The following is a 26,255-nucleotide window of genomic DNA, read 5'->3' as shown; positions in this document are numbered from 1 at the left end:
TAAATTGTACAGAAGATTATTTTTTACGTGCAGGTGGGCAATCAGTGCAAGTCCCTTCTGCCACTTCTGCTGCCATACCAATGCTTTCACCAAGTGTTGGGTGTGGGTGAATGGTTTGTCCAACATCAATGGTATCTGCACCCATTTCAATTGCAAAAGCAACTTCACCAATCATATCGCCAGCGTTGGGTCCAACGATAGCGCCTCCAACAATCCGTTTGCTGTCGTTATCATAAAATAGCGTGCTAAAGCCATAATCACAACCATTTGCAATCGCGCGCCCTGACGCCGCCCAAGGGAATACGGCTTTACTGACGTTGAGTTTCTCAGCTTTAATTTGCTGTTCAGTTACGCCAACCCATGCAACTTCTGGCGAAGTATAAGCAACACTTGGGATAACGCGCGCATCAAAGTAGGCTTTATGCCCTGCGGCAACTTCTGCCGCAACATGCCCTTCATGTACGCCCTTATGCGCTAACATCGGTTGCCCAACAATATCGCCAATGGCAAAAATATGGGCTTGATTGGTGCGCATTTGCTTGTCGACAGAGATAAATCCACGCTCATTAACTTCTACACCGCAAGCCTCTAAATTGAGTTTCTTACCATTGGGTGAGCGCCCAACAGCAACTAATACGCGGTCATAACGTTGAGCTTGCTCAGGAGCATTTTCGCCTTCAAAGCTTACATAAATCCCATCATCTTTTGCTTGTGCTTGCGTGGTTTTAGTAGAAAGCATGAGGCGGTTAAAGCGCTTAAGGTTGCGTTTTTTCCATACGTTGACCAAGTCTTTATCCGCGCCTGCCATGAGATTATCCGTCATTTCAACAATATCAATTTGGCTACCAAGAGAGGCGTAAACAGTCGCCATTTCCAAACCGATAATACCGCCTCCGATGACCAACATTTTTTCAGGAATATCTTTAAGCGCTAAAGCGCCAGTAGAATCTACAATACGGGGATCTTCAGGCAGGAAAGGGAGTTTGACGCTTTGTGAACCAGCAGCGATGATGGCTTGCTTGAATTCAATAGTTTGTTCGCCGTCCTCGCCACTGACTTTAAGACTATGGCTGCCGCTAAATTGCGCTGTACCTCGCACGACGTTTACTTTGCGCGCCTTTGCCATAGAAGCAAGCCCTGTAGTAAGTTTGCCAATTACTTTTTCTTTGTGTATGCGTAGTTGGTCAAGGTTGATTTTTGGCTCACTAAAACTTACGCCTAAATGAGATAGCTCACTTGCCTCTTCCATCACTTCACATACATGCAACAAAGCCTTAGAAGGGATACACCCAACATTTAAGCATACACCGCCTAAAGTAGCGTAGCGCTCTATCAACGTAACAGATAACCCTAAATCAGCCGCTCGGAAAGCTGCCGAATATCCCGCAGGTCCAGCGCCTAATACCACTAAATCAACCGCCCCCTCTGGTGCGCTGTTTGTAGTTTGTGTTGTGTTAGATTGTGCTTTGTTATCTGTTTTTGAAGATTCTTTATGTTCAGATTTGCTTTGTGAATGCTCGTTTTTGGGCGAATCTTTATCATCTGAACTGTTGTCATCGCTTACTTCAATTTCACCAATGCTGTCATTAGGGGAAACGCGCGCGCCAACTTCCACAGTCAGCGATACGATTGTGCCGCTATAAGGTGAAGGAACTTCCATAGAAGCTTTATCAGTTTCTAAAACAATAAGGGAATCTTCCTTATTAACTTTATCGCCTGACTTAACAAGAACTTCAATGACTTCAACGTCGCTAAAATCCCCTAAATCAGGAATGGTAATGGTTTGTTTGGTCGCCATAATAAGCCTTCCTTTTCTTAACAATAAAAATCTCTATTTTAGCACCATTAGGAGAGATTGCTTAAAAAGCGTTCTGCATCTAGCGCTGCCATACACCCTGTAGCCGCTGAAGTAATGGCTTGACGATACACATGATCGCTTACATCTCCTGCAGCAAAAACTCCCTCAACTGAGGTTTGTGTAGCATTGCCCTCTAACCCACTTCGCACCTTAAGATAGCCATTGTGCATCTCTAACTGACCAATAAATAAATCCGTATTTGGTTTATGACCAATAGCAATAAAAATCCCCTCAACATCGATTGTTTCTTGTGCGCCAGATTCGTGGCTGATAACAGCGCTGCTAACACCAGAATTATCGCCAATGACTTCCTGTAGTTGAGAAAATAATTTTAAACGGATATTGCCGTGTTCAACTTTATCCATCAGTTTGTCAATTAAGATTTTTTCTGCACGAAAACTATCGCGACGATGAACCAATATCACTTCTTTAGCAAGGTTAGATAAATACAACGCCTCTTCTACCGCAGTATTACCACCCCCTACAACCATCACAGGTTTATTGCGATAAAAAAAGCCATCACAAGTGGCACAGGCAGAAACACCACGCCCTTTAAAAATACTTTCTGATGGCAAGCCCAAATATTTAGCGCTAGCGCCTGTAGCGATGATAACTGCCTTGGCATGGTAAGTGTTTTTTTCAGTTTCAATCACAAAAGGGCGAACAGAAAAATCAGTGCGGGTAACATAATCATTAATAATAGTGGTATCAAACCTCTCGGCATGTGTGCGCATGTTTTGCATCAGTTGAGGGCCTTGAATGCCTTGCGCCTCACCCGGCCAATTATCTACATCAGTAGTTGTCATAAGTTGCCCCCCTTGCTCCAAGCCGGTAATCATCACAGGATTTAATCCCGCTCTAGCAGCATAAACTGCTGCGGTATAACCTGCTGGGCCAGAACCAATAATCAGTAATTCAATAGGGTTATGCGCTGTTGTATTCATAGAGTATCTCGCAAAGTTAGGTTAAAAGCTCGGATGTGAGCGGAAATGGTTAGAATAACAGAAGACAAAGATGGGCGTATAAAGTTCGTTTAATTTGTTATAATTGATAAAAATAAAGTAATTTTCCAGTGGTAGTGAACAAAGAAAACGGTATAATTGCAAAGCAAAAAAACATCCAGTGGATTATGGCGCTGGATGTTGGACAAAAGAAAACAGGGGTTGCGGTTGGGCAGACAATCACAAAAACCGCCAAGCCTTTGAAAATTATTCGTTGTCCTATCGGTCAATTAAAAGCAAGTTTATTTGCAGAAATTGTAAAAGAATGGCGAATAGATGCGATTGTAATAGGATTGCCAGTGCATAAAGATACAACCGAACATCCTTTGCATAAAAGTATTATTCGCTTAGTAGAGGATTGTCAGTTAGAATTTGTACTGCCTGTTTTTGTAATTGAGGAGTATCTCACCTCTCATGAAGCAAAAAAACGAGATGCAAAAGCGCGATATATTGATGCAATGGCAGCAAGTATTATCGCTGAAGATTGGTTGGCTCAAAATGTAAATGAATAGCTCTAAAAGGTAAATAAAAGGTAAAAATGGGTTTTATTATTTGGAATTTAAACTGGGGAAATGAGGATGTCTGAAGACAATGCATCTGTAAAAGTACTAATTGTCGATGATAGCGGAACAATCCGTAAAACTGCTGAGGCTATCTTGTCAAGAGAAGGCTATAATGTCAGTAGCGTTGATAACGGGTTTAAAGCATTATCAAAAGTCATGGCATTTAAGCCTGATATTATTTTTCTAGATATCATGATGCCAAGATTAGACGGTTATCAGGTCTGTTCGGTAATAAAAAGCAATCCAGAATTTAAAGAAATACCAATCATTATGCTCTCAAGTAAAGATGGTGTGTTTGATAAAGCTAGAGGTAGAATTGCTGGTTCGGAATTTTTTATGACCAAGCCATTTTCCCGTGATGAGCTTTTGTCAGCAATTGGCGAACATGTAAGAAAAAAATGAGGATAAAATGTTAAAAGTTCTTGTTGTGGATGATTCACCTACTGAAGCAAAATTTGTCCAAACCATTTTGGAAGCTCAGGGGTATGAAGTGATTTTGGCAGCATCGGGTGATAAAGGCATAAAAATGGCCAAAGAAGAAAAGCCTGATGTGATTTTAATGGACGTGGTTATGCCGAATATGAGCGGATTTCAGGCAACACGTAAGTTAACCAAAGACCCTGAAACTGGAAGAATTCCAGTGATTATGCTAACAACGAAATCACAAGTTAGCGATAAAGCATGGGCAAAGCGCAATGGCGCGGCTGATTATCTGGTTAAGCCACCCACTAAAGATGAATTAATTCAAACCATTAATGCTGTTTTATCCGCATGAATACGCAAGTAACAATACCTGAAAGTATGTCGCCACTAGCTTTGCTAGAAAAATTTTTGAATTTATATCAAGAGAATAAAAGAGTTGAGCAAGCTTCTCATCGTAAGAGTATAGGTGGATACTTTGCTTTTCGAGTAGGGGAAAGAAATCTATTGATAGATATAGAAGATGTTGCTGAGGTAGCGCAATCAGTCTCTACAATTACTCCTTTGCCTTTTAGTCCTAACTGGTTGTTGGGACTAAGTGGCATTAGAGGCGAGGTTTATCTAACAATAGATTTAAAAAAGCTTTTCAATAAAGATATTTCTGTGAGCAAAAAAATGATCTAGATTCGTCTTATATTATTTTAAAGCAAGTTTTAGGATATGTTTTTAAGGTTGATGCCGTTATTGGCATTCGTGAGTGCGATGTCTCTTACTTTGTATCTGAAGAAAAGTTTATTGATGGCAAAGGTGAGATAAATGGCGAGGAATTTTTCACTATTAATTTAAGTGAATTAACCAATGATGAATCGCTTGCACAAAACATACATTAACTACCAATTTTCATAGTTGTTTTAGGAGAGATTAAAGTGGCACAAACTCGGAAGAATTTGTAAAAAAAATGCGAACAATGCGCTTATCAGCAATGCTTTGCACGACGGTGTTTATATTACTAGCGATAGCTAGCTTATATATTGTCTTTACAGGAGACGTGAATGCAACATACCAAGGATTTGGTTTGCATTATGGTTCATTAAAATGGTTTTTGTTGGGTACGGTTGTTTTTGGAGTGCTTTCGACTATTTTATGGCGCAATATGCCGGTTACGTCGCTTCTTATTGATAATAATGCGGTACGTTCAGAGCAAGACCAAGAAGCCATTATTCGCTTGATGGATCAAATGGCGGAACTTTCTAATGGTGATTTGACGATTGAAGCGCAAGTAACAGAAGATGACACTGGTGGCATGGCAGATGCTTTAAATTATGTGGTGGAATCAATGCGAGAGCTGGTCGGTACAATTAACCGCACCGCTTTACAGGTTGCAGAGGCTTCTGGAGGGACGCGCTATATTGCAGAGCAAATGCAATCACGTTCAACAGAACAGGCAAAAAAAATCCATGATATTTCACAAACAATTACTGAAATGGTACAAGCCCTTGACCGCGTATCGATGAGCACTACAAGCTCGGCAGAAATCGCTCGTAATTCTGTTATTATCGCGCGCGATGGCTCACAGCAGGTACATGATACGATTGATGGTATGAATAGTATTCGAGAAAATATTCAAGATACCTCCAAACGAATTAAGCGCCTTGGTGAAAGTTCTCAAGAAATCGGAAATATTGTTGAGATTATCAAAGGTATTGCAGACCAAACAAATATTTTGGCGTTAAATGCGGCTATTCAAGCAAGCTCTGCTGGTGAGGCAGGTAGAGGTTTTGCCGTTGTTGCTGATGAAATTCAACGTTTGGCAGAGCGCTCCTCTAATGCAACTAAAAGAATTGAATTGCTAGTTAAAACAATCCAAACGGATACTAATGAGGCGGTTGCTTCTATGGAGAAATCAACTAACCAAGTAGTAACTGGTGCAAATGTTGCTGAGGAAGCAGGTACGGCACTAACTAAAATTGAAGAAGTATCAACTTCTTTGGCAGCATTAATTGATCGCGTTTCAAGTGCAACTAGAAAAGTATCAGAAACAGCAGATAATTTATCAAAAGATATGAACGAAATTAATGAGCTTGCTTTTTCGACCACAGAAAATGCAATAAAAACATCAGATTCAATTGCTAACTTAAACTTGCTATCAGAAGAATTAAAACAATCTGTATCTGGATTTATCTTGCCAGAAGGGTATTAATTAAACTAAGTCGCAAGTACGTTAGACAAAAGCAGAGGTTTGAATGGGAATGGAATTAGGCAATCAGGTATTAATTCAGGTCAGAAAAGAAATGTCTGGCAATATGAAAACTGTAAAATCAGAGTTCGCAGGCTGGTTGGAACGACCTGATTCTGGCGGAGTGTCAAGCCTTGCTGAAAAACTTTCAGAAATTAGCGGTAGTTTATCCTTATTGGGATATGCAGATGTTGCTAAATTAACGGATGTGATTTTATCTTCTATTCAAAATCTTAACCATAATATTTCCAATAAAAAGAGCAATACTCCTAATACCTTAGAGGAAGGTGCAGATATTGCATCGGCTATTTTAGTATTAGAAGATTTTGTAGAGCGCTTAGGTAGCGTAAAAGAGCTTGATTTAGAATTTGTTAAACATAGCTATCAAACGTTACTAAATGGTGAAAGACAACGTTCTGACTTGGTTGATTTTAATATTACGCCAAATATCGATGCGCAAACTTATGAAGTTATTGCTGGTAATATTTCCGAGATTTTATCAAAAAGCCGTCAGCAAATAGAGCAATATCATAGAAGTGATAATAAAGAGCAAATTATTGCTGAAATTAAGGAAAGAAATAGCGAGCTTGCTGATTTGTTTGTAGTATTAGGGATGTCAGACCCTAAAATTTTATTAAATAAAATCAATGAACTTGTCGATTCTAATCCAACTCCTGAGCTATGGGTTGATATTGCAGAAGCAATGTTACTTGTAGAGACTGCTTTTGTAGCTGGACAAGAAGATAGGAGTTTAGACAACGAAGAAGGGGAAGATTTATTGTCTAAACAAAAATCTTTTAACCGCCGTTTGATTGTTGAAGATGTTTTAAAAGAAATTGGTGGTCAAGCTATTTATTATTTTGAGCAATTTCGTAAAGAAGTTGCGTTGCAAGAAAAAATTGACTCTTCTCATGATTGGAAAGAAATGAGTTTGAGAGTCGCTCATTATCAATCATTTATTGAACTTGCAGGCTTAAAAAGATTCAGTGATGTTCTAAAACAGCTAGGAGTTATTTATTTAACCATCTCACTTCATAAACAAAGTTTTGCTACAGAGCTTTATGCTCCAATTGTAGATAGTTTGGTAGGAATTGAATATTTATTTAATGATATCGCTTTAATGGGGAAAGTAAGTGATCAAGATGTCTCTTTTTTAGAGAAAGCCATTGAAAGCATTAACAAAATTCTGCCAGAAAATCCTCAGGCAATGAAATTGTATCAGCAGTTTGCTGATGATGTGAGTGAAGACAATTTATCAGACAGTTCTAACTTGTTATCTGATTTAGATGTAGGATTGAATGCGCTGGATGGAAATTACTCTGCTGCTGAATTCTTTGAACAAGAAGAACAAGAAGAACAAGAAGAACAAGAAGAACAAGAAGAGGATGTTAATGAGTCGCTGGATACAGAACTTCCTTTGGGCGAGACAGCACAAGATGAGGCACGTTCTACCGAAGAATTGAGTGCTAATAAAAAAGAAGAGTTAGGCGCTAATAAAAAAGTTGATAACTCTTTAGCTCAAGAAGAAGTTAAAGCAGAGCGTTCTGCTAAGAATAATGCTGACGATGGCGTTGGAGCTTTTGGGGGGCTGGGTGAGTCTGTTACGCAGTCTAGTGAAAACGCTCGTGTAAATACCGTTGTAGATTTTTCTAATGTTAGTTCTGATAGTGCCAGCGCTACGCAGGAATCACAGCAATCTATTACAGCGATATTGTCTTCAGATGAGCAGCAATCTAATCGAAGCGCAAGTACGATTAGTGGGCAATATTATTTGAATAAGTCATTGGAAGATTTAAATAATATTGAGGTTCCTAAAGAGAAGGTTGAGTTTTCTGTAACGCATGAAGATGCAGTGGTAGATGATGAAATCCGAGAATTCTTTTTAGAAGAGCTAGATGAAATTATTGAGTTTTTAGGTGAGACGATTCCTCTTTTTCAAGAAGAACCTGAAAATTTAGAAAATACTAAAGAAATTAGGCGTTCTTTCCATACTTTAAAAGGTTCTGGGCGCACGGTTGGTTATGAGTCTTTAGGTGAGTTTGCTTGGCAACATGAACAATTGCTTAATAATGTTATGGAGGGACAATATCCAGTTAGCCCTCTAGTGCAGCATACGGTTAGTGATGCCTATCAGTTATTATTACTTTTAAGAAGTGGCGGACAATTTGAAGAAAAAAAAGGTGCTTTATTAGAGCAGGCATTAGTTGCGCAAAAAGTTCGCGAGGCATTATTAGTTGATCCAGATACTGGAAATATAGATAACTATATTAATCAATTGCGTAATGAATTACTTTCAGGGGAAGCGCAATCTGAGGAAATATCAAGTGCTACTTCAGCTAACGTAGGTGAGCTTGAAAGTACCGCTGAATTTTCCAATGAAACAGCGCCGTACTCTATACAGGGAGAGCCTAGTTCTGTTGAAGGTGGTAAAGCGCTTGATTTTGATGATAAAGCAAGTAAAGAAGAGTCCTTGCTATCTGCGCGGCAGTCTGAAGAAAAGTCTTTGACTTTCAGTTTGGTTGATGATGATAAAGAAGAGTTTGGTACAATCAATACCAGTGATGATGCTAAATTGCATGATCAGGAAACGAACAAATACGCTAGTCAAAGAAGTAATGATGGATTAGCTTTAGTGGATGATTTTGTTGATACAGCTGAATCAGTTACGGGTGAAAATAAAACCCTAGAAACATTCTTATCTAAATCTGAGAAGGTTTTTAGCCCGCAAAAATCTTCTGATGAATCAAGTTTGTCGAAGAAAGCTCAAAGTACTGTTGGGTTAAGTTTGACTGATGAGCTAGAACAAAGTAGTGAACAAAAAACAGCTACACAATCTTTTGCACCTAATCAATCAGAATCTCCTGTTTTTGTTGATACCTTAACGCAGGAGGATAAAGCATCCTTAGATGGCGATGTTGAAGCGCTTTCATTTGATTTATTTGATGATTTTGAAGAAACTAGTGGCGTATCTGATGCGAGCATTGAGCAAGTTTATAGTGATAGCGATGCAGTGAGTGAAGGTTTTGCTGCTGATTTGAATCAATCTTCTCAATCTGGACAGAATTATAAAAACACCCAAACAGGGTTGATGCTAAAACTTATCAGAAAATGCTAACTTCTTTAAAGCAAGTTTCTAAGCATGGTGGCGATTTATCAACGCAAGATGACGCTGTGATAAGTGCGCTACAATATCAAATGCAACAATATGATTTGCCAGAAGATAATGGTACTTTGTCTGCTTTAACTGCACAAATTAAACAAGATTTGGAACAACAAGGGGTTGCTGCAGGACAATGGGTAAATGCGGTATTTTCTACACAACATGAAGGAACAACTGCCGATGAGTCAATTTCAGCTTCTGCTTCGCCAATAGCTCATTCTTTATCTGAATCTACAGCTTCACTTTCAAAAGATGAACAGGAAGTTTTTGCGAAAATATCACAGCGTTTATCACGTGGAATGGCAGTAGCGCAGCATGATGAGGCTTCTGTAGAGGCTTTTGTTAATTTATTAGAAAATCAATGGCAACAATTAGAGCTTCCACAAGATGAGCAAGCGCGTACAGCTTTGCGTGCTCATTTAGTTGAAGCGCTTGAAAATATTCAAACAGAGGATAAAGATTTTCTAGCAGATGTGGTTGCTAATTTTGCTAACAGAACTAGTTCTGATGAAAAAGCAGAGGGACATGCTCAAACAATATCTTCTTACGGTTCAACTGATAGCGCTGAATCTGGTGCTGAACAATCAATAGATAAAACAGTTGATTCTTCAGTTGAGAATGAGACCATCAATGCGGTTTCTGGCTTCTCAAATATAAAAGATGACGATTCATTGGATGGGCAGAGTTTCTCATCAGAGAAATCTTCTGGTGAAGCTGTATTAGGTGCTGCATTAACGGAAACTGGGCTTGGTGGTGTTCGCAGTGAAACTGAGCGGTCAGTGTCATTTAGTTATGCTCAAGATCATGATGAAGAAGCTACTACAAGCGAAAATGAAATTTCATTGACCACATCTAATGCAGAACAGGAGCAATCTTTAGAAATTGCGGACAAACAAACGGCTGATTTATCTATCTTAGATAAAGAAGAACAAGGAATCAGTTCTGAGGTTGCTCAAATTAGCAAAGTTTCTGATTCTGGTGAAGATGAGACGAAATCTGATGTTGTGCCATCTGCATCACAACAAGAACTTTCAGAAAGTGGTAATTTAGAAAGTATTAATAAAGAAGAGTATCAAACTTCGGCTGATTTAACGCAAAGTGGTCGTTTAAATGAAGTTGAGTATCAACAAGTTGCTGGCGGTGTAGAATCAACTTTAGAACAGTCTGATTCTTCATCTAAAATTGCTACAACCAGCAAGCAGGAAGAGGATCAAATATCAGAAAATTTAGCCATTCCATCTTGGGAAGCACAAGAGGTAGAAGCAAAAGAAACTAGCCAAGAATTTGCTGTCGCAGAGAAAGAGTTTTCAGTTGATGCGAAAAGAAATCAAAATAGCGTAGCAGAAGAAGTTGTGCCTGCAAAAACAGCTCAATCAAATTATCAACAGCGCCTAGACCAAGAGCTTTCACAATTAGCGCAGCATCCAACTTTAAAAGAAGAGAGTGCTACAGCGAAAAAACAAGATGAAGAATATAGGCAGGCGGTCTATTTGCGTGCAATGGATAAGTTAGAGCCTTTAACTAACGCAGAGAGTTTGTCTAAAAATGCAGCTGGTGAATTAATCGAAGCATTTTATGATATTGAAGAAAGTTTAAATCCTGATACAGCGCCTCAATGGCTATGGCGTTTATTAGATGCTATCGAACAGTTATTACTGCTTTATCAAGAAAATGATGTGGCCATTCCTGCCAGTTTGACTTCTACTTTGCGTGAAGGAGTTGAATTAATTCAAGACCATGCGCAAAATGATGGCAGTGAAGTTGATGAAGTTATTAGTAAATTAATGAAAGAGCGCCAGCAGCATGCAGACATTCCTGTAAGTTCTTTGGCGTATGAAAAACTTGCTTCAACAATAGATTCAGCGCCAGTAAAAACAGTTGCTGAGTTGCTCAGTAGAGAAGATGTTTTAGATCCAAATGCTAACTCTTTCTTGTCTGAAACATTTTTAGATGAGGCATTAGCGTTGCTTGCTAAGAGCCAAGAGGATGCTGAAATGTGGTCAGACAATCTTGAGCAGTTAAGTCGCTTAGATAATATTCGCCGTAATATGCATACTTTGAAAGGAAGTGCTTTGATGGCAGGTTATCAAGCTTTGGGTAATTTAGCACATACGACAGAGTCGTTAATTGAGCGAGTTGTTGAAGGACAAGTTCCAGCCTCTAGTCGTTCTGCGTCTTTACTCCTTGGTGCTATTTGGCAGGGGTTATTGATGCTTGATAGCATTCGTGATGGTTTCTTGCCAAAAGAAGACCCATATTTATTAAATAATATTAGTGGGTTTATTAATGAACCGTTGCCATACCCAGAGATTGCTGAAGCAATTCAGCAAGAAAAAGAAGCGGTTGAGCAGAAAAAGCATCAACAAGATACACAAGAAGTCGCTGAAGAAGATACCTTATCAGAGCCTTTGGTTGAGGAGCAGATAGAAGCGCATGGCTTTGATGATAGTATTGACCCAGTATTGGTGGAGATTTTCAGTGATGAGGCACAAGAAATTATTGAAAATATTCAACAGCAGGTTAATGATAATTTAAACGATAAAGAAAATCTTGATGAGCTAAAACGGGCTTTGCATACCCTAAAAGGGGGAGCGCGTTTGGTAGGTATTTTTAGTATTGGGAATACCGCGCATGAGATGGAGTCTATCGTTGAGAATTTAGATGATTATAGTGAGGCTAAAAAGCGTCAAGCAAAAACTCTATTACAACACGGCTCTAATACTTTATTAGATATGCTTGATACGATGTTGCGTCGTGAATTGCCTGAAGAGGCTAGCAGCTTAAATGAAGCATTATCATTGTTTGCACAAACTGGCGAATTTAAATTGCCAGAGCCAAAGAAAGCTGAACCAGAAGATACTCAAGTTGCTGAGTTGCAAAATCTTACAGAGAAAGAAAAAGGCTCTACTCAAACAAATGTTCATGATGAATCTATTGCGACTTCACATGAAAAGGATTCTTTAGAGCCATTGGCAGAAGAGGGCGCTCAGTTAGAGGAAAATGCAGAGTCTTTAGAAAAATCATTAGAAGCAACAGAAGCGGAAAAACCAGAAGAGCAATTGCCAGCCAAGAAAGAAGACTCTACTGAGCAACGCGTTGACCAATACAAAGAAACAGTCAAGGAAAAAAATACTCCTAAACAGCCGACCTCAACGCTACCGCATTTGGTTCGTGTTGATGCGAAATTGCTTGATGAGCTTATTACAATGGTTGGTGAAATGGCGATTTTACGTTCTCGGTTTGAAACGTTGGTTGCAACGACTGATTATAGTTTGACAGAGTTATCACGCGTTGCAATCCGTATTGGTGAGCAGACGCGTCGTTTAGATAGTGAAACTGAAGCTCAGATGTTGTTTAGACATGAGCAACATGGTTATAAAAATGAAGAGTTTGATCCATTAGAAATGGATAGATTCTCAGAAATGCAACAGTTATCACGCCAACTTGCAGAAGCGGTGGATGACCTTAAAAATCTTAACGACTCTTTAGAGCATGATAATTCTCTTATCCGTAATATCACTCATCAGCAAGCATTGTTGCAGCGTAATATTCAAAGTAGCTTGATGACTACACAAATGATGCGTTTTGATGTGCATGAGCCACGTTTAAGACGTTTGGTTAAGCAGACAAGCTTAACGCTTGGGTGTGAGGTTGACTTTATTTTACAAGGTGGCGAGGTTGAATTGGAGCGTCGCTTGCTTGAAGATATTTTGCCAGCGCTAGAGCATATTGTGCGTAATGCTATTGCTCATGGAATTGAAAAACCAGAAGAGCGGGTAAGAAAAGGCAAAACACGTTCAGGCACAATTAAAATTGACGTCTCTTTAAATGCATCAGAATTAGTCGTTAGAATTATTGATGATGGTAAAGGGTTAGATTTTGATGCCATTCGCAGAAAAGCATCAGAAAAAGGCATTCTTGATCCAGAGCGTCAAAATGATGAGCGCTATTTAAGTAGTTTAATTTTTAAATCAGGCTTCTCAACAGCCAAATCATTATCGCAAGTATCTGGACGCGGTGTTGGGATGGATGTTGTTAATGAGATGATCAAGCAGCGTCGTGGTCGTATTTTGGCAAACTCTATTGCTGATAAAGGTACTGAATTTGCCATTAATATACCTTTCTCTATGAGTATTTCCGAGGTGTTATTGATAGAGATTGCTGGACGGACTTATGCTGCGCCAATGTCTTCTGTTGCGGCGGTATCGCAAATTCCTGCAGAAAAATTACAACAAGCGCTACAAGGAGAGACGGTTTATCACGAGTATAACAATGAAGAATATCGCCTTTTTGTTCTAGGTCAGTACTTTAACCCTGAAGGGTATGAGGTGACCAGTGAAGATGGTACTTTGCCGGTGCTCTATGTAAATGCTGGTGATACTAAGGTAGCGTTGTTTATTGACCGTATTCTCAATCGTGTAGAGATTATTGTTAAAAATGTCAATCGTCAGTTGCTCAATATTCCAGGTATTTTAGGCGCAACCATTTTGGGGGATGGTAGTGTAGTGCCTGTATTAGAATTTGTTGATTTATCACGTCATATTAGCAGTGTTACGCCAATGCAAGATGCGTCTGTGGTAGATGAACAAGAGCTCCGTCAAGCTCATATCTTGGTTGTAGATGATTCGGTAACCATGCGTAAGGTAGCGACGCGTTTATTAGAGCGTCATAACTATGTTGTGCGTAGTGCTAAAGATGGTATAGATGCCATTGAAGCATTAGAAGAATTTACGCCAGACTTAATTCTATTAGATATTGAAATGCCAAGAATGGATGGTTTCGAATTTGCCAACCATGTCCGCCAAAACAGTCAAATTCCTGAGGTGCCAATTATTATGATTACTTCAAGAACGGGGGATAAGCACCGTGTACGTGCAGATATGATTGGGGTTCAAGGTTATTTAGGTAAGCCATATCGTGAAGATGTGCTCATTGAAACGATTGAAAGCATGTTAGAGGAATCAAAATAATGGTTAATTCACTGGAAGTTATGTGTATCCCAACCGCCTCACGTTGGCTAATTTTGCCCAAGGATTTGGTGAGAAATATTTATCCTTATGCACCCTCGCTTAAAAATGAGCAGTCTTCAGAGTTTGTTATTGGTAGCTTATTGATAAACAATGAAATTATTCCTTTGGTGGATTTGGATTTTGACCATAAACGCGATGAATTAGATAGTAATGAAGGGTTTCGTATTGTGATGATTGATAGCGTCTCTTCTCAGGCAAGATATCGTCATTATGCTTTGCTGGCCTATCAAGAGCCTAAAGCATTGACGCTACAAGCGGATAAAATTAAGACAATGAATTTAGGTGATCATCGTTATATTGCGCAGCAAGTTGCAATTGAAAATGAGCAGTGGCTAGATAAGTCTTGTTATATTCCAAACTTGTTAAATTTTGAATCAGAATTAACCATGAGCTAATTTATGAATGCAGATTATTTGGAGTTTGAGCAGCCGATTGCTGATTTGCAATATAAATTGGCTGAATTACAGCAATTTAGCAAACAGTCTGACATTGATTTGGCTGATGAAATCAAAAAATTAGAGACCAAGTTACAACAACTGACTCAATCTATTTTTGCTGAATTAAGCGATTGGCAAACTGCACAAGTGGCGCGTCATCCCCGCAGACCTTATAGCAAAGATTATATTGAACAGATTTTTACAGATTTTCACCAGCTACATGGTGATCGTCATTACGGTGATGATGCCGCTATCACGGCTGGCTTAGCGCGTTTAAATGGGCAAGCAGTGATGGTAATTGGGCAAGAGAAGGGACGCGATACTAAATCAAAATTGCGCCATAATTTTGGGATGCCCAGACCAGAAGGTTATCGTAAGGCCTTGCGTTTGATGAAACTTGCAGAGCGTTTTGGGTTACCCGTTATTACCTTTATTGATACTCCAGGGGCTTATCCTGGTATTGGCGCAGAAGAGCGTGGACAAAGCGAGGCCATCGCGCGCAATTTATACGAAATGGCGCAACTTAATGTTCCAACCATTGCCTGCGTCATTGGGGAAGGTGGTTCAGGGGGAGCATTGGCTATCGGGGTGGCAGATAGAGTATTAATGTTGCAATACAGTATGTACTCCGTGATTTCGCCAGAAGGTTGCGCCTCTATTTTGTGGCGCAGCGCTGAGAAAGCCTCAGAAGCCGCTGCAGCTATGCAAGTAACGGCAAAAAAACTGCATAATATTGGGCTAATTGATGCGATTGTAAATGAACCACTGGGGGGCGCGCATAGCAATCCTGAGCAGATGATGCAATTGCTAAAATCTTCACTAACGCAAGAACTTGACGCTTTATTAGCACTTAGTGCTGAAGAGCGCTTAAGCAAACGGATGGATAAGTTGCGTCATTATGGACAATTTAGCGAAGCATAAGCGTACGTTAGTGGTGATGCTTGAAATGTATTATGAATAAAAGCTTGTTGATAAGCGCTTTACTAATATTCTAATGTATCAATTATTTTTGTTTTAAAGATATAAAATTTTGGCGCTTGCTATTTAATCGCATCGTAGTTTATTTTGACTTCTATTTTACGCAATCAACCATTTTTCCATTGGCATCAAAGCTATTGCCCAAGTGCCTATATTGTAGCGGTGAGCGGTGGGCGCGACAGTATGGCATTAATGCATGCTATCGCACGAATGCAGGCGCAATTATCCATACCGATTGAGGTGGTTTACGTCAATCATCATTGGCAAACACAGGCGCAACAATGGGGACAATGGGTGGTGCAACAGGCGCAAGCGTTAGCTCTTCCAGCTTATCAATTAAGCGCTGATTATCATCTACTTAATATAAATCAAGGGCCTGAGGGCAACGCTCGTCAAGCGCGCTATCAAGCGCTTAAACATTATATTGACCAACGCGATTACCCCCGCCCCGTCTTGCTTACCGCCCATCACCAAGACGACCAAGCCGAAACCTTACTCTTGCAATTATTGCGTGGAAGTGGCTTGGCAGGTTTAGCCGCGATGCCTAGTAGAAGTGCTTTTGCTGGTGGTGAGCATTGGCGACCCTTACTCATGCACAGCCGTCAAACCATCAACACTTACATTGCAACACATCATATTCAATATTTAGAAGACCCCAGCAATAGTCATACACGCTATCAACGCAATTGGTTGCGCCACCATATCATGCCTAAACTCAATGCACGTCAACCCAGCGCTACTCAAGCCATAGCGCGTAGCGCACAGTGGTTAGGTGAGGCTTTAGCGTTAGAAACAGAGCTGTTAGCGCCTTATTTTGACTCTCAGCGTGCAGATAGATTAGCGCTTACGCCAATGCTTAATGCCAGCGAATTAGTGCAAAAAGCGGTATTACGGCAGTGGTTGCGTCGACTAGAGTTGCAAGCCTTGCCACACAAGCGGTTGCATGAATGGTTAATACAAATCCGCCAAGGCAATGGCAATCCCAGCTGGCAGCATGGCGCTTATCACATTATTTATCGCCACTTAAATCGCGCGCCTTATTTACAGCTTTATCACCACACCACACCAAGCAATCCTCCTATTGTAAAAGCACAGACCCATTGGCAGGGCATTGGTGAGATTGATATTTATAGCGGTTGGCAGCGCCTTAGCGCTTATTGTAGCGCGCAACAATTAACCCCAATATGGGCGCTTTATCCGCTTACGCCCAGTCCACGCTTTCAACCGCAACACGCCCAGCATTCGCATAGTCTCAAAGAATGGTTTCGCCGTTATGAAATCCCGCCCTATATTCGCAGACGCACCCCCATTTTATTGCTGATCCCAAATGCGCAAACTACAGCGCCAATGCAAATTGTTTGGGTGGGCGGTCTAGGCGTTAGCGCGCAGTTTGCATGGCTTGGGATTAACTGGCAAAAAAAGCCCATTCTGTTAGCATTCCATCTTCTCTACAGTCGGTTTTTAATCATCATGACTAAATTTATTTTTGTAACAGGCGGTGTGGTTTCCTCGCTTGGAAAAGGCATTGCCGCTGCTTCTTTAGGCGCTATATTAGAATCACGCGGTTTGCGAGTAACCATGGTCAAACTTGACCCTTATATTAATGTAGACCCTGGAACAATGAGCCCCTTTCAGCATGGGGAAGTATTTGTAACCCACGACGGCGCAGAAACCGATTTAGACCTCGGACACTATGAGCGCTTTGTGCGGATGCGCGCCACCCAATTTAATAATTGCACCACAGGGCGTATTTATTCAGAAGTAATCCGTAAAGAGCGACGGGGAGATTATCTAGGCGCAACCGTACAAGTTATACCGCATATCACTGATGCAATTAAATCGTATATTTTACGCGCTGCCGAAGGGGCAGATATTGCCATGGTCGAAATTGGCGGCACAGTAGGCGATATAGAATCACTTCCTTTTATGGAAGCGATTCGCCAACTAAGCGCCCAGCTTGGGCGTCAAGCCACCATGTTTATTCATCTAACCTTATTGCCTTATATTGCGGCGGCTGGTGAGCTGAAAACCAAGCCCACGCAGCATTCTGTTAAAGAATTGCGCTCTATTGGCATTCAACCAGATATGTTGATTTGCCGTAGCGATCGCGAAATTCCCGAAGAAGAACGCCGTAAAATCGCCTTATTTACCAATGTGCGCCCACAAGCGGTGGTTACAGGGTTAGACGTGCGCAACATCTATGAAATTCCCTTGCTCTATCATAAACAAGGGGTGGATGAGCTGGTGATTGATTACTTTAATCTAAAGGCTAAGCCTGCTGACTTATCGCGCTGGCAGAGCGTTGTTGATGCCATCGATAGTTTAGAAGGAGAGGTTAATATTGCCATGGTGGGCAAATATGTTGACTTAACGGATGCCTATAAATCGCTTAATGAAGCGCTTTATCATGCAGCTATTAGCACAGGGGTAAACGTCAATATTCATTATATCGACTCTGAAGATTTGAAAAAACAAGGCACTCAGCGCTTGCAAGATATTGATGCCATCGTTGTGCCAGGTGGTTTTGGCAATCGTGGGATTGAAGGAAAATTAATGGCGGTGCGCTATGCGCGTGAGCATAACATCCCTTATTTAGGCATTTGTTTGGGAATGCAATTAGCGGTGATTGAATATGCGCGAAATGTCTTAGGGCTTGAGAATGCTGGCAGTACTGAATGGGATGAAAAAGTGCAAGACCCCGTGATTGCGCTGGTAGAACAATGGGTGGATGACCGTGGCGAAAAACAACTGCGCACCGTAGAGAGTGATTTAGGCGGTACAATGCGCTTAGGCGCTTTACCTGCCAGACTCAAATCAGGTAGCAAAATCGCCAACATTTATCAAAAAGAAATTATCAGCGAGCGCCATCGCCATCGCTATGAAGTCAATACGCACTATGAGAAAGATTTACAATCAGCAGGTTTGGTGATTAGTGGACGTTCTGAAGATAATGGTTTAGTAGAAGTGGTAGAAATTCCTACGCATCGCTGGTTTGTCGCTTGTCAGTCGCATCCTGAATTTACCTCTACGCCTCGTGATGGTCATCCGCTCTTTAGCGCCTTTGTGCAAGCGGCGATTGACTATCAACAGGAGAAAAATGTATGAATTTATGTGGATTTGAAGTAGGCGCGGATAAGCCATTATTTTTAATTGCAGGTCCTTGTGTGATTGAATCAGAAAAATTAGCGCTAGAAACCGCCCAAACTCTAAAAGAACTCAGCCAAAAACTTAATATCCCTTTTATCTATAAATCCTCATTTGATAAAGCCAATCGCTCTTCTGGGCAGAGCTATCGCGGATTAGGAATGGCTGAAGGATTGCGCATTTTAGCCAAGGTTAAAGAGCAGGTGGGCGTGGCAGTATTAACCGATGTGCATGAAGATACGCCATTAGATGAGGTGGCGGAGGTGGTGGACGTGTTACAAACCCCTGCTTTTTTATGTCGGCAAACCAATTTTATTCACAAAGTTTGCCAACAAGGATTGCCTGTAAATATCAAAAAAGGGCAGTTTCTAGCCCCTTGGGATATGCAACATGTTGCCGATAAAGCAAAAAGCACTGGCAATACCCAAATTATGCTTTGCGAGCGTGGCGCTTCGTTTGGGTATAACAATTTGGTCTCTGATATGCGTTCATTAGCGGTTATGCAGAAAATGGGTTGTCCTGTCGTATTTGATGCCACGCATTCTGTGCAATTACCAGGTGGGCAAGGCGCTTCTTCAGGAGGGCAACGCGAGTTTGTTCCTGTGTTGGCGCGTGCGGCAGTTGCAGTTGGGGTGGCGGGGGTATTTATGGAAACACATCCTGACCCTGAGCGCGCCTTATCAGATGGTCCTAACGCTTGGCCTCTTGGACAAATGCAACCCTTGCTAGAACAATTAATTGGCTTAGATAAATGGGTAAAAGCGCTATAATGGCGCTTTTATTGTGGGTGAAATTTATTAGACCTGATATTTTTTGAAGATATTTTTAAAAGACAGGAGAAAGAGATGACGACAATTAGCAAAATTGAAGGGTTAGAGATTTTAGACTCTCGTGGTAATCCAACGGTTCAGGTAAGCGTTAGCTTATCAGATGGCGCTACAGCAATTGCCGCTGTGCCTTCAGGCGCTTCAACGGGTTCGCGTGAAGCGCTAGAAATGCGAGATGGAGATAAAAACCGTTATTTAGGCAAAGGGGTAAGCAAAGCAGTTGGGCATGTCAATAATGAGCTGGCGCAATTGTTGGTTGGTCAAAGTATTGAAGATTTAAAAAGCCTTAGACCAAAAAATGCTAGAGCTTGATGGAAGCGAAAATAAAGATAAATTAGGGGCTAATGCTATTTTGGGCGTTTCGCTTGCATTGGCGCGCGCCAAAGCCAATAGCACGCGTAAGCATTATATGAAGTATTGCATACTGGCGGAGCGTATCAATTGCCTGTGCCTATGATGAATATCATTAACGGCGGTGAGCATGCAGATAATTCTGTTGATATCCAAGAATTTATGGTAATGCCTGCTGGGTTTGAAAGTTTTTCAGAAGCTTTGCGCGCAGGAGCAGAGATTTTCCATGCGCTGAAAAAAGTATTAAACGATAAGGGATTATCAACCGCTGTAGGCGATGAAGGCGGGTTTGCACCTGATTTGGGCTCTAATGAAGAAGCGCTTGAAATCATCATGACCGCGATAGATAAAGCTGGCTATAAAGCAGGTGAGCAAATTTATTTAGCGCTAGATGTGGCAGCTTCAGAAATGTATAACAACGGAGTGTATTCGCTTGCCTCAGAAGGTAAAGAATACGATTCAGCAGGTTTTGTCGATTACTTGGCAGGATTGGTTGAGCGCTATCCAATTGTTTCAATTGAAGATGGATTAGATGAAAGCGATTGGGATGGCTGGAAAATCTTAACCGAAAAACTAGGCGATAAAGTACAGTTGGTCGGTGATGATTTGTATGTAACCAATACGAAAATCTTTAAAGAAGGGATTGATAAAAATATTGCCAATGCAATTTTGATTAAGCCTAACCAAATTGGTTCATTAAGCGAAACGTTAGAAGCCATTGCGATGGCAGAACAAGCAAATTATGCCGCGATTGTTTCGCATCGCTCTGGCGAAACAGAAGATACCACTATTGCTGATATTGCAGTTGCAACCAGTGCAACACAAATCAAAACCGGCTCTTTATGCAGAAGCGACCGCGTCGCGAAATACAATCGCTTGCTAACCATTGAGGCAGAGCTTGGCGATAAGGCAAGTTATGGCGGTAAAGCGGCATTGTTAGGTAAAATCAAAGCCTAATGAAACGCTTGTCGGTTTCCATTATTTTATGGACGTTGGCCACCATTTTGGTGGTCTTAAACGTTTATTTGTGGCAAGTCCAAGAGCGCAAAAAAACGCGACTTGAGGGCTTGCAATCACAAATTGCTTTGCATCAGCGAGAGAATAAAAATCTGCTTGATCGCAATAATGATTTAAATGTTGAAGTGCAAAATCTACGTTCGCCTGAGTCATTAGCTTCTTATGAAGAAAAAGCGCGTGAAAATTATGGTTTGATTGGTAAAAATGAAACTTTTTTTGTTTTGCCAAGAAAAGAATTAGAGCAAATTCCTGATATTAAAGGCTTAGACAATGGGCAAAAAGATTTATTGCTTTCAACTAAAACCATCAATCGAAGCTTAACCCCATTCATACAACAAGACTCACCCAAAGAACAAACAAGCGAAGGCATTGAGCCGATTGCTGTGAGTCCTGTGCCACTTCAATTAGAATCTTTATCCCCTTAACCTTCAGCGCTAGGCGCTAATGATTGCGAGAATATTATGCTGTCTTTTTTTGAACGCCTGACCAAACCTTTTCCTGATATTCAAAATGATGTTGAGCCTCCTAAAACCTTATTAGCCTTTTATCGTCATTATTTGCGCGGGTTTGAATGGCATATTGCTGGCATTACCTTTTTTAATGTTTTGCAGGCGGTTTTTGAGGTCATGCTATTTGCTTTTATGGGTCAGTTGGTTGATTGGCTTTCTAGCCACGACCGCGCGACTTTTTTTGCCGATGAAAGCACTACGTTATGGGGTATGGCGGCGGTGCTTTTAGTGATTTTGCCATTAATTGTAATTGGTGAGGCACTATTGCATTATCAAGGTATTATGGGCAATTTTCCCATGGCAGTGCGCTGGCGAATGCATAATTTATTGCTCAAGCAGAGCATGACGTTCTACAACGAAGAGTTTTCAGGGCGCATTGCAACAAAGGTGATGCAAACTGCCTTATCGGTTCGCCAAAGTGTGATGACGTTTTTAGGCGTATTGGTTTATATCGCGGTATATTTTTTATCCATGGTGATATTGTTAGGACAATTGCATTGGTTGATGATGTTGCCAATACTGGGATGGTTGGTGATTTATGTGGGATTGCAGATTTATTTTATTCCGCGTTTACAGCACATTTCAAGAAGACAAGCTGATGCCCGCTCAACGATGACAGGGCGCGTCGTAGATGCTTATACCAATATCGCAACCGTTAAATTATTTGCCCATACCCACCGCGAAGCCGACTATGCGCAACAATCCATGCAAGGCTTTTTGCAAACGGTATATGAGCAGTTTCGTTTGGTTACAGGGTTGCAGCTTTCGGTGCGCACTTTGAATTATTTATTACTGTTTGGCATTGCCGGGCTTGGTATTGGCATGTGGGTAGAATCTTTATTAACGGTTGGCGCGGTGGCGGTAGGGGTTTCGCTGGCATTGCGTTTAAACAGTATGTCGCAGTGGGTGATGTTTGAGGTGAGCAGTTTGTTTGAAAATATCGGCACCACCATTGACGGCATGAAAATGCTCGCCAAACCGCAATTAGTGCAAGATGTTGCCAATGCGCCAGAGTTGCACGTTGAAGAAGGCAAAATCGAGTTTAAACAAGTAGGCTTTAGCTATCAGCAGAAAAAAGACAGCCCCAGCAAGGTGATTGATAATTTGAGTTTTACCATCAAGGGAGGTGAAAAAATTGGTTTGGTGGGGCGCTCAGGGGCGGGAAAATCTACCTTGGTTAATGCCTTGTTGCGCTTTTATAACCTAGAAAGTGGCAGTATTTGTATTGATGGGCAAGATATTGCCAAGGTCAGCCAAGAAAGCTTGCGCCAACAAATTGGCATGGTAACGCAAGACACCGCATTATTACATCGCAGTATCCGCGAAAATATCCTCTACGGACGCCCTGATGCCAGCGATGAAGCGCTTAGAAAAGCCATTGAACGCGCTGAGGCAACTGGCTTTATTCAAAATCTTAGTGATCGTTATGGCAATGAAGGATTAGATGCACAAGTTGGCGAGCGTGGCGTTAAACTTTCAGGAGGACAGCGTCAGCGTATTGCCATTGCGCGCGTATTACTAAAAGATGCGCCCATATTGATTTTAGATGAGGCAACCTCAGCGCTAGATAGTGAAGTAGAAGCCGCTATCCAAGATACTTTATGGCAACTGATGCAAGGCAAAACAGTGATTGCTATCGCACACCGCCTATCCACCATTGCCGCTATGGACCGCTTGATTGTCTTAGATGAGGGTAAAATTGTTGAGCAAGGGCATCATGATGAACTAATTGCACAAAATGGCATTTATGCGCAACTCTGGGCAAGACAAACAGGCGGTTATTTAGGGCAGGATTAAGGGATTAGTTTCTGTGCTATGATAAATGGCTGTTGACTTGTTAGCGCAGATATTTTTAGATTAAACAATACTTGTTCTAGCAAAATAGGTCAGCTAGAAAATGTGATAAGATTTTAAAAAGTTATATAAAACAAAAACATAAAAGAGAGGTAGTATGACAAATCAAACCAAAACCCTAAAGGTTGGCGATAAATCCTATCAATATTACGCTTTAGAAGACGTAGTAGAGTCAGCGCATTTAAAAAAGCTTCCTTATTCTATTAAAATTCTTTTGGAAAATTTAATGCGCTTTCAAGATGATGAATCAGTAAGCGCAGAAGACGTGCAGGCGCTTGCAACTTGGGCGCCTAATCAATTAGAGGATAAAGAAATTGCTTTCACACCAAGCCGTGTGGTGTTGCAAGATTTTACTGGTGTGCCTGCGGTGGTGGATTTGGCAGCGATGCGTGATGCTATGCGCAAATTAGGGAGCGACCCAGCCAAAATCACCCCTCAAGTCCCCGTGGATTTAGTGATTGACCATTCAGTGATGGTGGATTATTTTGGCACTAGCGACGCGCTAGAAAAAAATGCTGAGCTTGAATTTGAGCGTAACGGTGAACGTTATAAATTTTTGCGTTGGGGGCAAAAAGCCTTTGACCGCTTCCGCGTAGTTCCACCTGATACTGGCATTGTGCATCAGGTAAATTTAGAATATTTAGCGCAAGTGGTTTTTCAAAAAGAGCAGGGTGAGCAAACCTTAGTTTATCCCGATACCTTGGTTGGCACTGATAGCCATACCACCATGATTAACGGCTTGGGTGTGCTAGGTTGGGGCGTGGGTGGTATTGAGGCAGAAGCGGCTATGCTTGGACAGCCTATTACCATGCTTGTGCCTGAAGTGGTTGGATTTCACCTAGAGGGTAAATTAAAGGCAGGCGTTACCGCGACTGATTTGGTGCTAACTGTTACGCAAATGCTTAGAGAACATGGTGTGGTGGGAAAATTTGTTGAGTTTTACGGCGATGGTTTGGCGGATTTGCCTTTAGCAGATAGAGCAACGATTGCAAATATGGCGCCTGAATATGGCGCAACGTGTGGCATTTTCCCAATTGATGAAGAAACGCTGAACTATATGCGCCTATCAGGGCGTGATGAAGCGCTTATTGCCCTAACTGAGGCGTATGCAAAAGCGCAGGGCATGTGGCGTGAAGTAGGCGCTAAACCACAATTTAATGCCACTCTCACACTTGATATGGCAACAGTTGTGCCGTCTGTAGCAGGGCCCAAACGTCCGCAAGATCGCATCGACTTAGACCAACTCAGCAATCAAGTTGAAAAATTACTCCCCAGTGAGCGTAAATCTGTCAACATCAGCATCGATGGACAATCGCACACCTTAAAAGATGGGGATGTAGTGATTAATGCCATCACCAGTTGCACTAATACCTCTAATCCATCCGTATTATTAGCTGCAGGATTGGTGGCTAAAAAAGCAGTGGAGCATGGTTTAACTCGTCAGCCATGGTGCAAAACCTCACTTGCCCCGGGTTCGCAAGTGGTCACCGATTACCTGAAAAAATCAGGATTATTACCTTATTTGCAAGAACTTGGTTTTAATGTGGTGGGCTATGGTTGCACCACCTGTATCGGCAATTCAGGGCCTTTGCCTGAAGTGATTGGTAACGCCATTGATGAGCATAATCTCACCGTTGCATCTGTTTTATCAGGCAATCGCAATTTTGAAGGGCGTGTGCATGCTAAAGTTAAAATGAATTTCTTAGCTTCTCCGCCTTTGGTTGTGGCTTATGCGCTGTTAGGCAGTGTGGATAAAGATATTACCAAAGAGCCTATCGGTAAGAATGCACAAGGCGAAGAAGTCTATTTAAAAGACATTTGGCCAACCCCAGAGGAAATCCAATCCGAGCTAAAAGCCATCGAGCGTGAGATGTATGTAGAAGGCTATGAAGATGTCTTTAAAGGGTCAGAAATGTGGCAAAACATTGAGGTTGATGAGTCAAAAATCTATGCTTGGGATAGCGATTCAACCTACATTAAAAACCCACCTTATTTTGACGGCATGAGCAAAGAAGCGCCCAGCGCGCTCCCACAAATCAAAGAAGCTCGCGTATTGGCGCGCTTAGGCGATTCCATTACCACCGACCATATCTCACCAGCAGGCTCTTTTAGCGCCGATTCTCCAGCAGGACAATATCTAATCAAACGTGGAGTAGAGCCTAAAGATTTTAATTCCTATGGTTCACGTCGAGGCAATGATGATGTAATGGTGCGCGGAACATTTGCCAACATTCGTTTGCGCAACGAACTTGCTCCAGGTACAGAAGGCGGCTATACCACCCATTTCCCTAGTGGCGAAGTAACCAGTATTTATGAAGCAGCTATGCGCTATCAGCAAGATAATGTAGCGCTTATTGTATTAGCTGGTAAAGAATATGGCACAGGCTCTTCACGCGATTGGGCGGCAAAAGGCACCTTACTCCTAGGCGTGCGCGCTGTTATTGCAGAAAGCTACGAGCGCATTCACCGCTCCAACTTAGTAGGCATGGGCGTATTGCCTTTGCAGTTTGTCGAAGGGGAGAGTCGCGACTCTTTGGCGCTAAAAGGCGATGAAGTCTTTAGCTTTGCACCCTTAGAAAAAGGCGCAAAACAACTAAAAGTTACCGCAAAAAATCCTCAAGGCGAAGAAAAAACCTTCACCGTTAACGTGCGGATTGATACGCCAAAAGAATGGGCGTATTACCAACATGGCGGCATTTTGCAATACGTTTTACGCCAACTTGACCAAAAAGGCTAGCATTAAGCCTTGACACAAAACCCCCGTAAAAGGGGGTTTTTTATGGCGTAAGAGAATAAATGCCTCAAAATTCCTTGAGGGTAGTAACTTTATTGTTAGATTAAACGGATAATTGTGTAGTATAGTAAGAAGG

General features: G+C 41.4%; 16 protein-coding genes and 2 pseudogenes. 16 read left to right on the top strand and 2 right to left on the bottom strand.

All coding sequences use genetic code 11. The features are described from left to right. Positions 1-16 precede the first annotated feature (16 nt). Together lpdA and trxB are read right to left on the bottom strand one after the other, a co-directional pair. On the bottom strand, positions 17-1,798 hold the full coding sequence (lpdA, locus tag A5N84_RS05765; protein WP_072281607.1) for a dihydrolipoyl dehydrogenase: 1,782 nt from the start codon (positions 1,796-1,798) through the stop codon (positions 17-19). Positions 1,799-1,845: 47 nt separating this feature from the next. Next, positions 1,846-2,802: a thioredoxin-disulfide reductase gene (trxB, locus tag A5N84_RS05760; protein WP_072281606.1), complete on the bottom strand. Its 957-nt coding sequence runs from the start codon at positions 2,800-2,802 to the stop codon at positions 1,846-1,848. A 134-nt stretch (positions 2,803-2,936) separates the two neighbouring features. Here trxB and ruvX point away from each other — a divergent pair, with 134 nt between their 5' ends. The 16 genes and pseudogenes from ruvX (at position 2,937) to acnA (ending at position 26,122) form a co-directional block, all read left to right on the top strand. Next, positions 2,937-3,371 carry a Holliday junction resolvase RuvX gene (ruvX, locus tag A5N84_RS05755; RefSeq protein WP_233119983.1) on the top strand — a complete coding sequence of 145 codons (435 nt, stop codon included), beginning with the start codon at positions 2,937-2,939 and terminating at the stop codon, positions 3,369-3,371. Positions 3,372-3,437: 66 nt separating this feature from the next. Continuing rightward, positions 3,438-3,824: a response regulator gene (locus A5N84_RS05750; RefSeq protein ID WP_072281753.1), complete on the top strand. Its 387-nt coding sequence runs from the start codon at positions 3,438-3,440 to the stop codon at positions 3,822-3,824. Between the two features lie 7 nt (positions 3,825-3,831). Continuing rightward, the gene (locus A5N84_RS05745; protein WP_072281605.1) at positions 3,832-4,197 is read left to right on the top strand and encodes a response regulator; all 366 of its coding nucleotides are present in this window, start codon (positions 3,832-3,834) and stop codon (positions 4,195-4,197) included. Further along, entirely contained in the window at positions 4,194-4,526 is a 333-nt protein-coding gene (locus A5N84_RS05740; protein ID WP_072281604.1) for a chemotaxis protein CheW, read from the top strand. Before A5N84_RS05745 ends, A5N84_RS05740 begins: the two co-directional genes overlap by 4 nt. A gap of 364 nt (positions 4,527-4,890) precedes the next feature. After that, the gene (locus tag A5N84_RS05735; RefSeq protein WP_233119982.1) at positions 4,891-6,042 is read left to right on the top strand and encodes a methyl-accepting chemotaxis protein; all 1,152 of its coding nucleotides are present in this window, start codon (positions 4,891-4,893) and stop codon (positions 6,040-6,042) included. A 43-nt stretch (positions 6,043-6,085) separates the two neighbouring features. After that, the gene (locus A5N84_RS05730) at positions 6,086-9,193 is read left to right on the top strand and encodes an Hpt domain-containing protein (RefSeq protein WP_072281602.1); all 3,108 of its coding nucleotides are present in this window, start codon (positions 6,086-6,088) and stop codon (positions 9,191-9,193) included. Next, positions 9,187-14,208, top strand: coding sequence for a response regulator (locus A5N84_RS05725; RefSeq protein ID WP_072281601.1), 5,022 nt, complete (start codon positions 9,187-9,189; stop codon positions 14,206-14,208). Before A5N84_RS05730 ends, A5N84_RS05725 begins: the two co-directional genes overlap by 7 nt. Further along, entirely contained in the window at positions 14,208-14,663 is a 456-nt protein-coding gene (locus A5N84_RS05720) for a hypothetical protein (RefSeq protein WP_072281600.1), read from the top strand. Before A5N84_RS05725 ends, A5N84_RS05720 begins: the two co-directional genes overlap by 1 nt. A 3-nt stretch (positions 14,664-14,666) precedes the next feature. Beyond that, positions 14,667-15,626: an acetyl-CoA carboxylase carboxyltransferase subunit alpha gene (locus A5N84_RS05715; RefSeq protein ID WP_072281599.1), complete on the top strand. Its 960-nt coding sequence runs from the start codon at positions 14,667-14,669 to the stop codon at positions 15,624-15,626. 219 nt (positions 15,627-15,845) lie between these two features. Further along, positions 15,846-17,066, top strand: a pseudogene (tilS, locus tag A5N84_RS13065) (tRNA lysidine(34) synthetase TilS); the annotation flags it as partial. An 87-nt stretch (positions 17,067-17,153) separates the two neighbouring features. Then, positions 17,154-18,788: a CTP synthase gene (locus A5N84_RS13060; protein WP_072281752.1), complete on the top strand. Its 1,635-nt coding sequence runs from the start codon at positions 17,154-17,156 to the stop codon at positions 18,786-18,788. Further along, positions 18,785-19,597 carry a 3-deoxy-8-phosphooctulonate synthase gene (gene kdsA / locus A5N84_RS05690; RefSeq protein WP_072281598.1) on the top strand — a complete coding sequence of 271 codons (813 nt, stop codon included), beginning with the start codon at positions 18,785-18,787 and terminating at the stop codon, positions 19,595-19,597. Before A5N84_RS13060 ends, kdsA begins: the two co-directional genes overlap by 4 nt. Before the next feature lie 75 nt (positions 19,598-19,672). After that, positions 19,673-20,962: pseudogene (gene eno / locus A5N84_RS05685) on the top strand (phosphopyruvate hydratase). After that, positions 20,962-21,447 carry an FtsB family cell division protein gene (locus A5N84_RS05680; RefSeq protein WP_072281597.1) on the top strand — a complete coding sequence of 162 codons (486 nt, stop codon included), beginning with the start codon at positions 20,962-20,964 and terminating at the stop codon, positions 21,445-21,447. Before eno ends, A5N84_RS05680 begins: the two are co-directional and overlap by 1 nt. 36 nt (positions 21,448-21,483) lie before the next feature. Further along, the gene (locus A5N84_RS05675) at positions 21,484-23,328 is read left to right on the top strand and encodes an ABC transporter ATP-binding protein (protein ID WP_072281596.1); all 1,845 of its coding nucleotides are present in this window, start codon (positions 21,484-21,486) and stop codon (positions 23,326-23,328) included. 154 nt (positions 23,329-23,482) lie between these two features. Beyond that, the gene (acnA, locus tag A5N84_RS05670; RefSeq protein WP_072281595.1) at positions 23,483-26,122 is read left to right on the top strand and encodes an aconitate hydratase AcnA; all 2,640 of its coding nucleotides are present in this window, start codon (positions 23,483-23,485) and stop codon (positions 26,120-26,122) included. Positions 26,123-26,255 lie beyond the last annotated feature (133 nt).

It is taken from the genome of Rappaport israeli, assembly GCF_001888055.1.
Taxonomy (GTDB): domain Bacteria; phylum Pseudomonadota; class Gammaproteobacteria; order Cardiobacteriales; family Cardiobacteriaceae; genus Rappaport; species Rappaport israeli.
The sequence above is the reverse complement of the archived record's forward strand: the minus strand, read 5'-3'. Positions and strand labels throughout refer to the sequence as shown.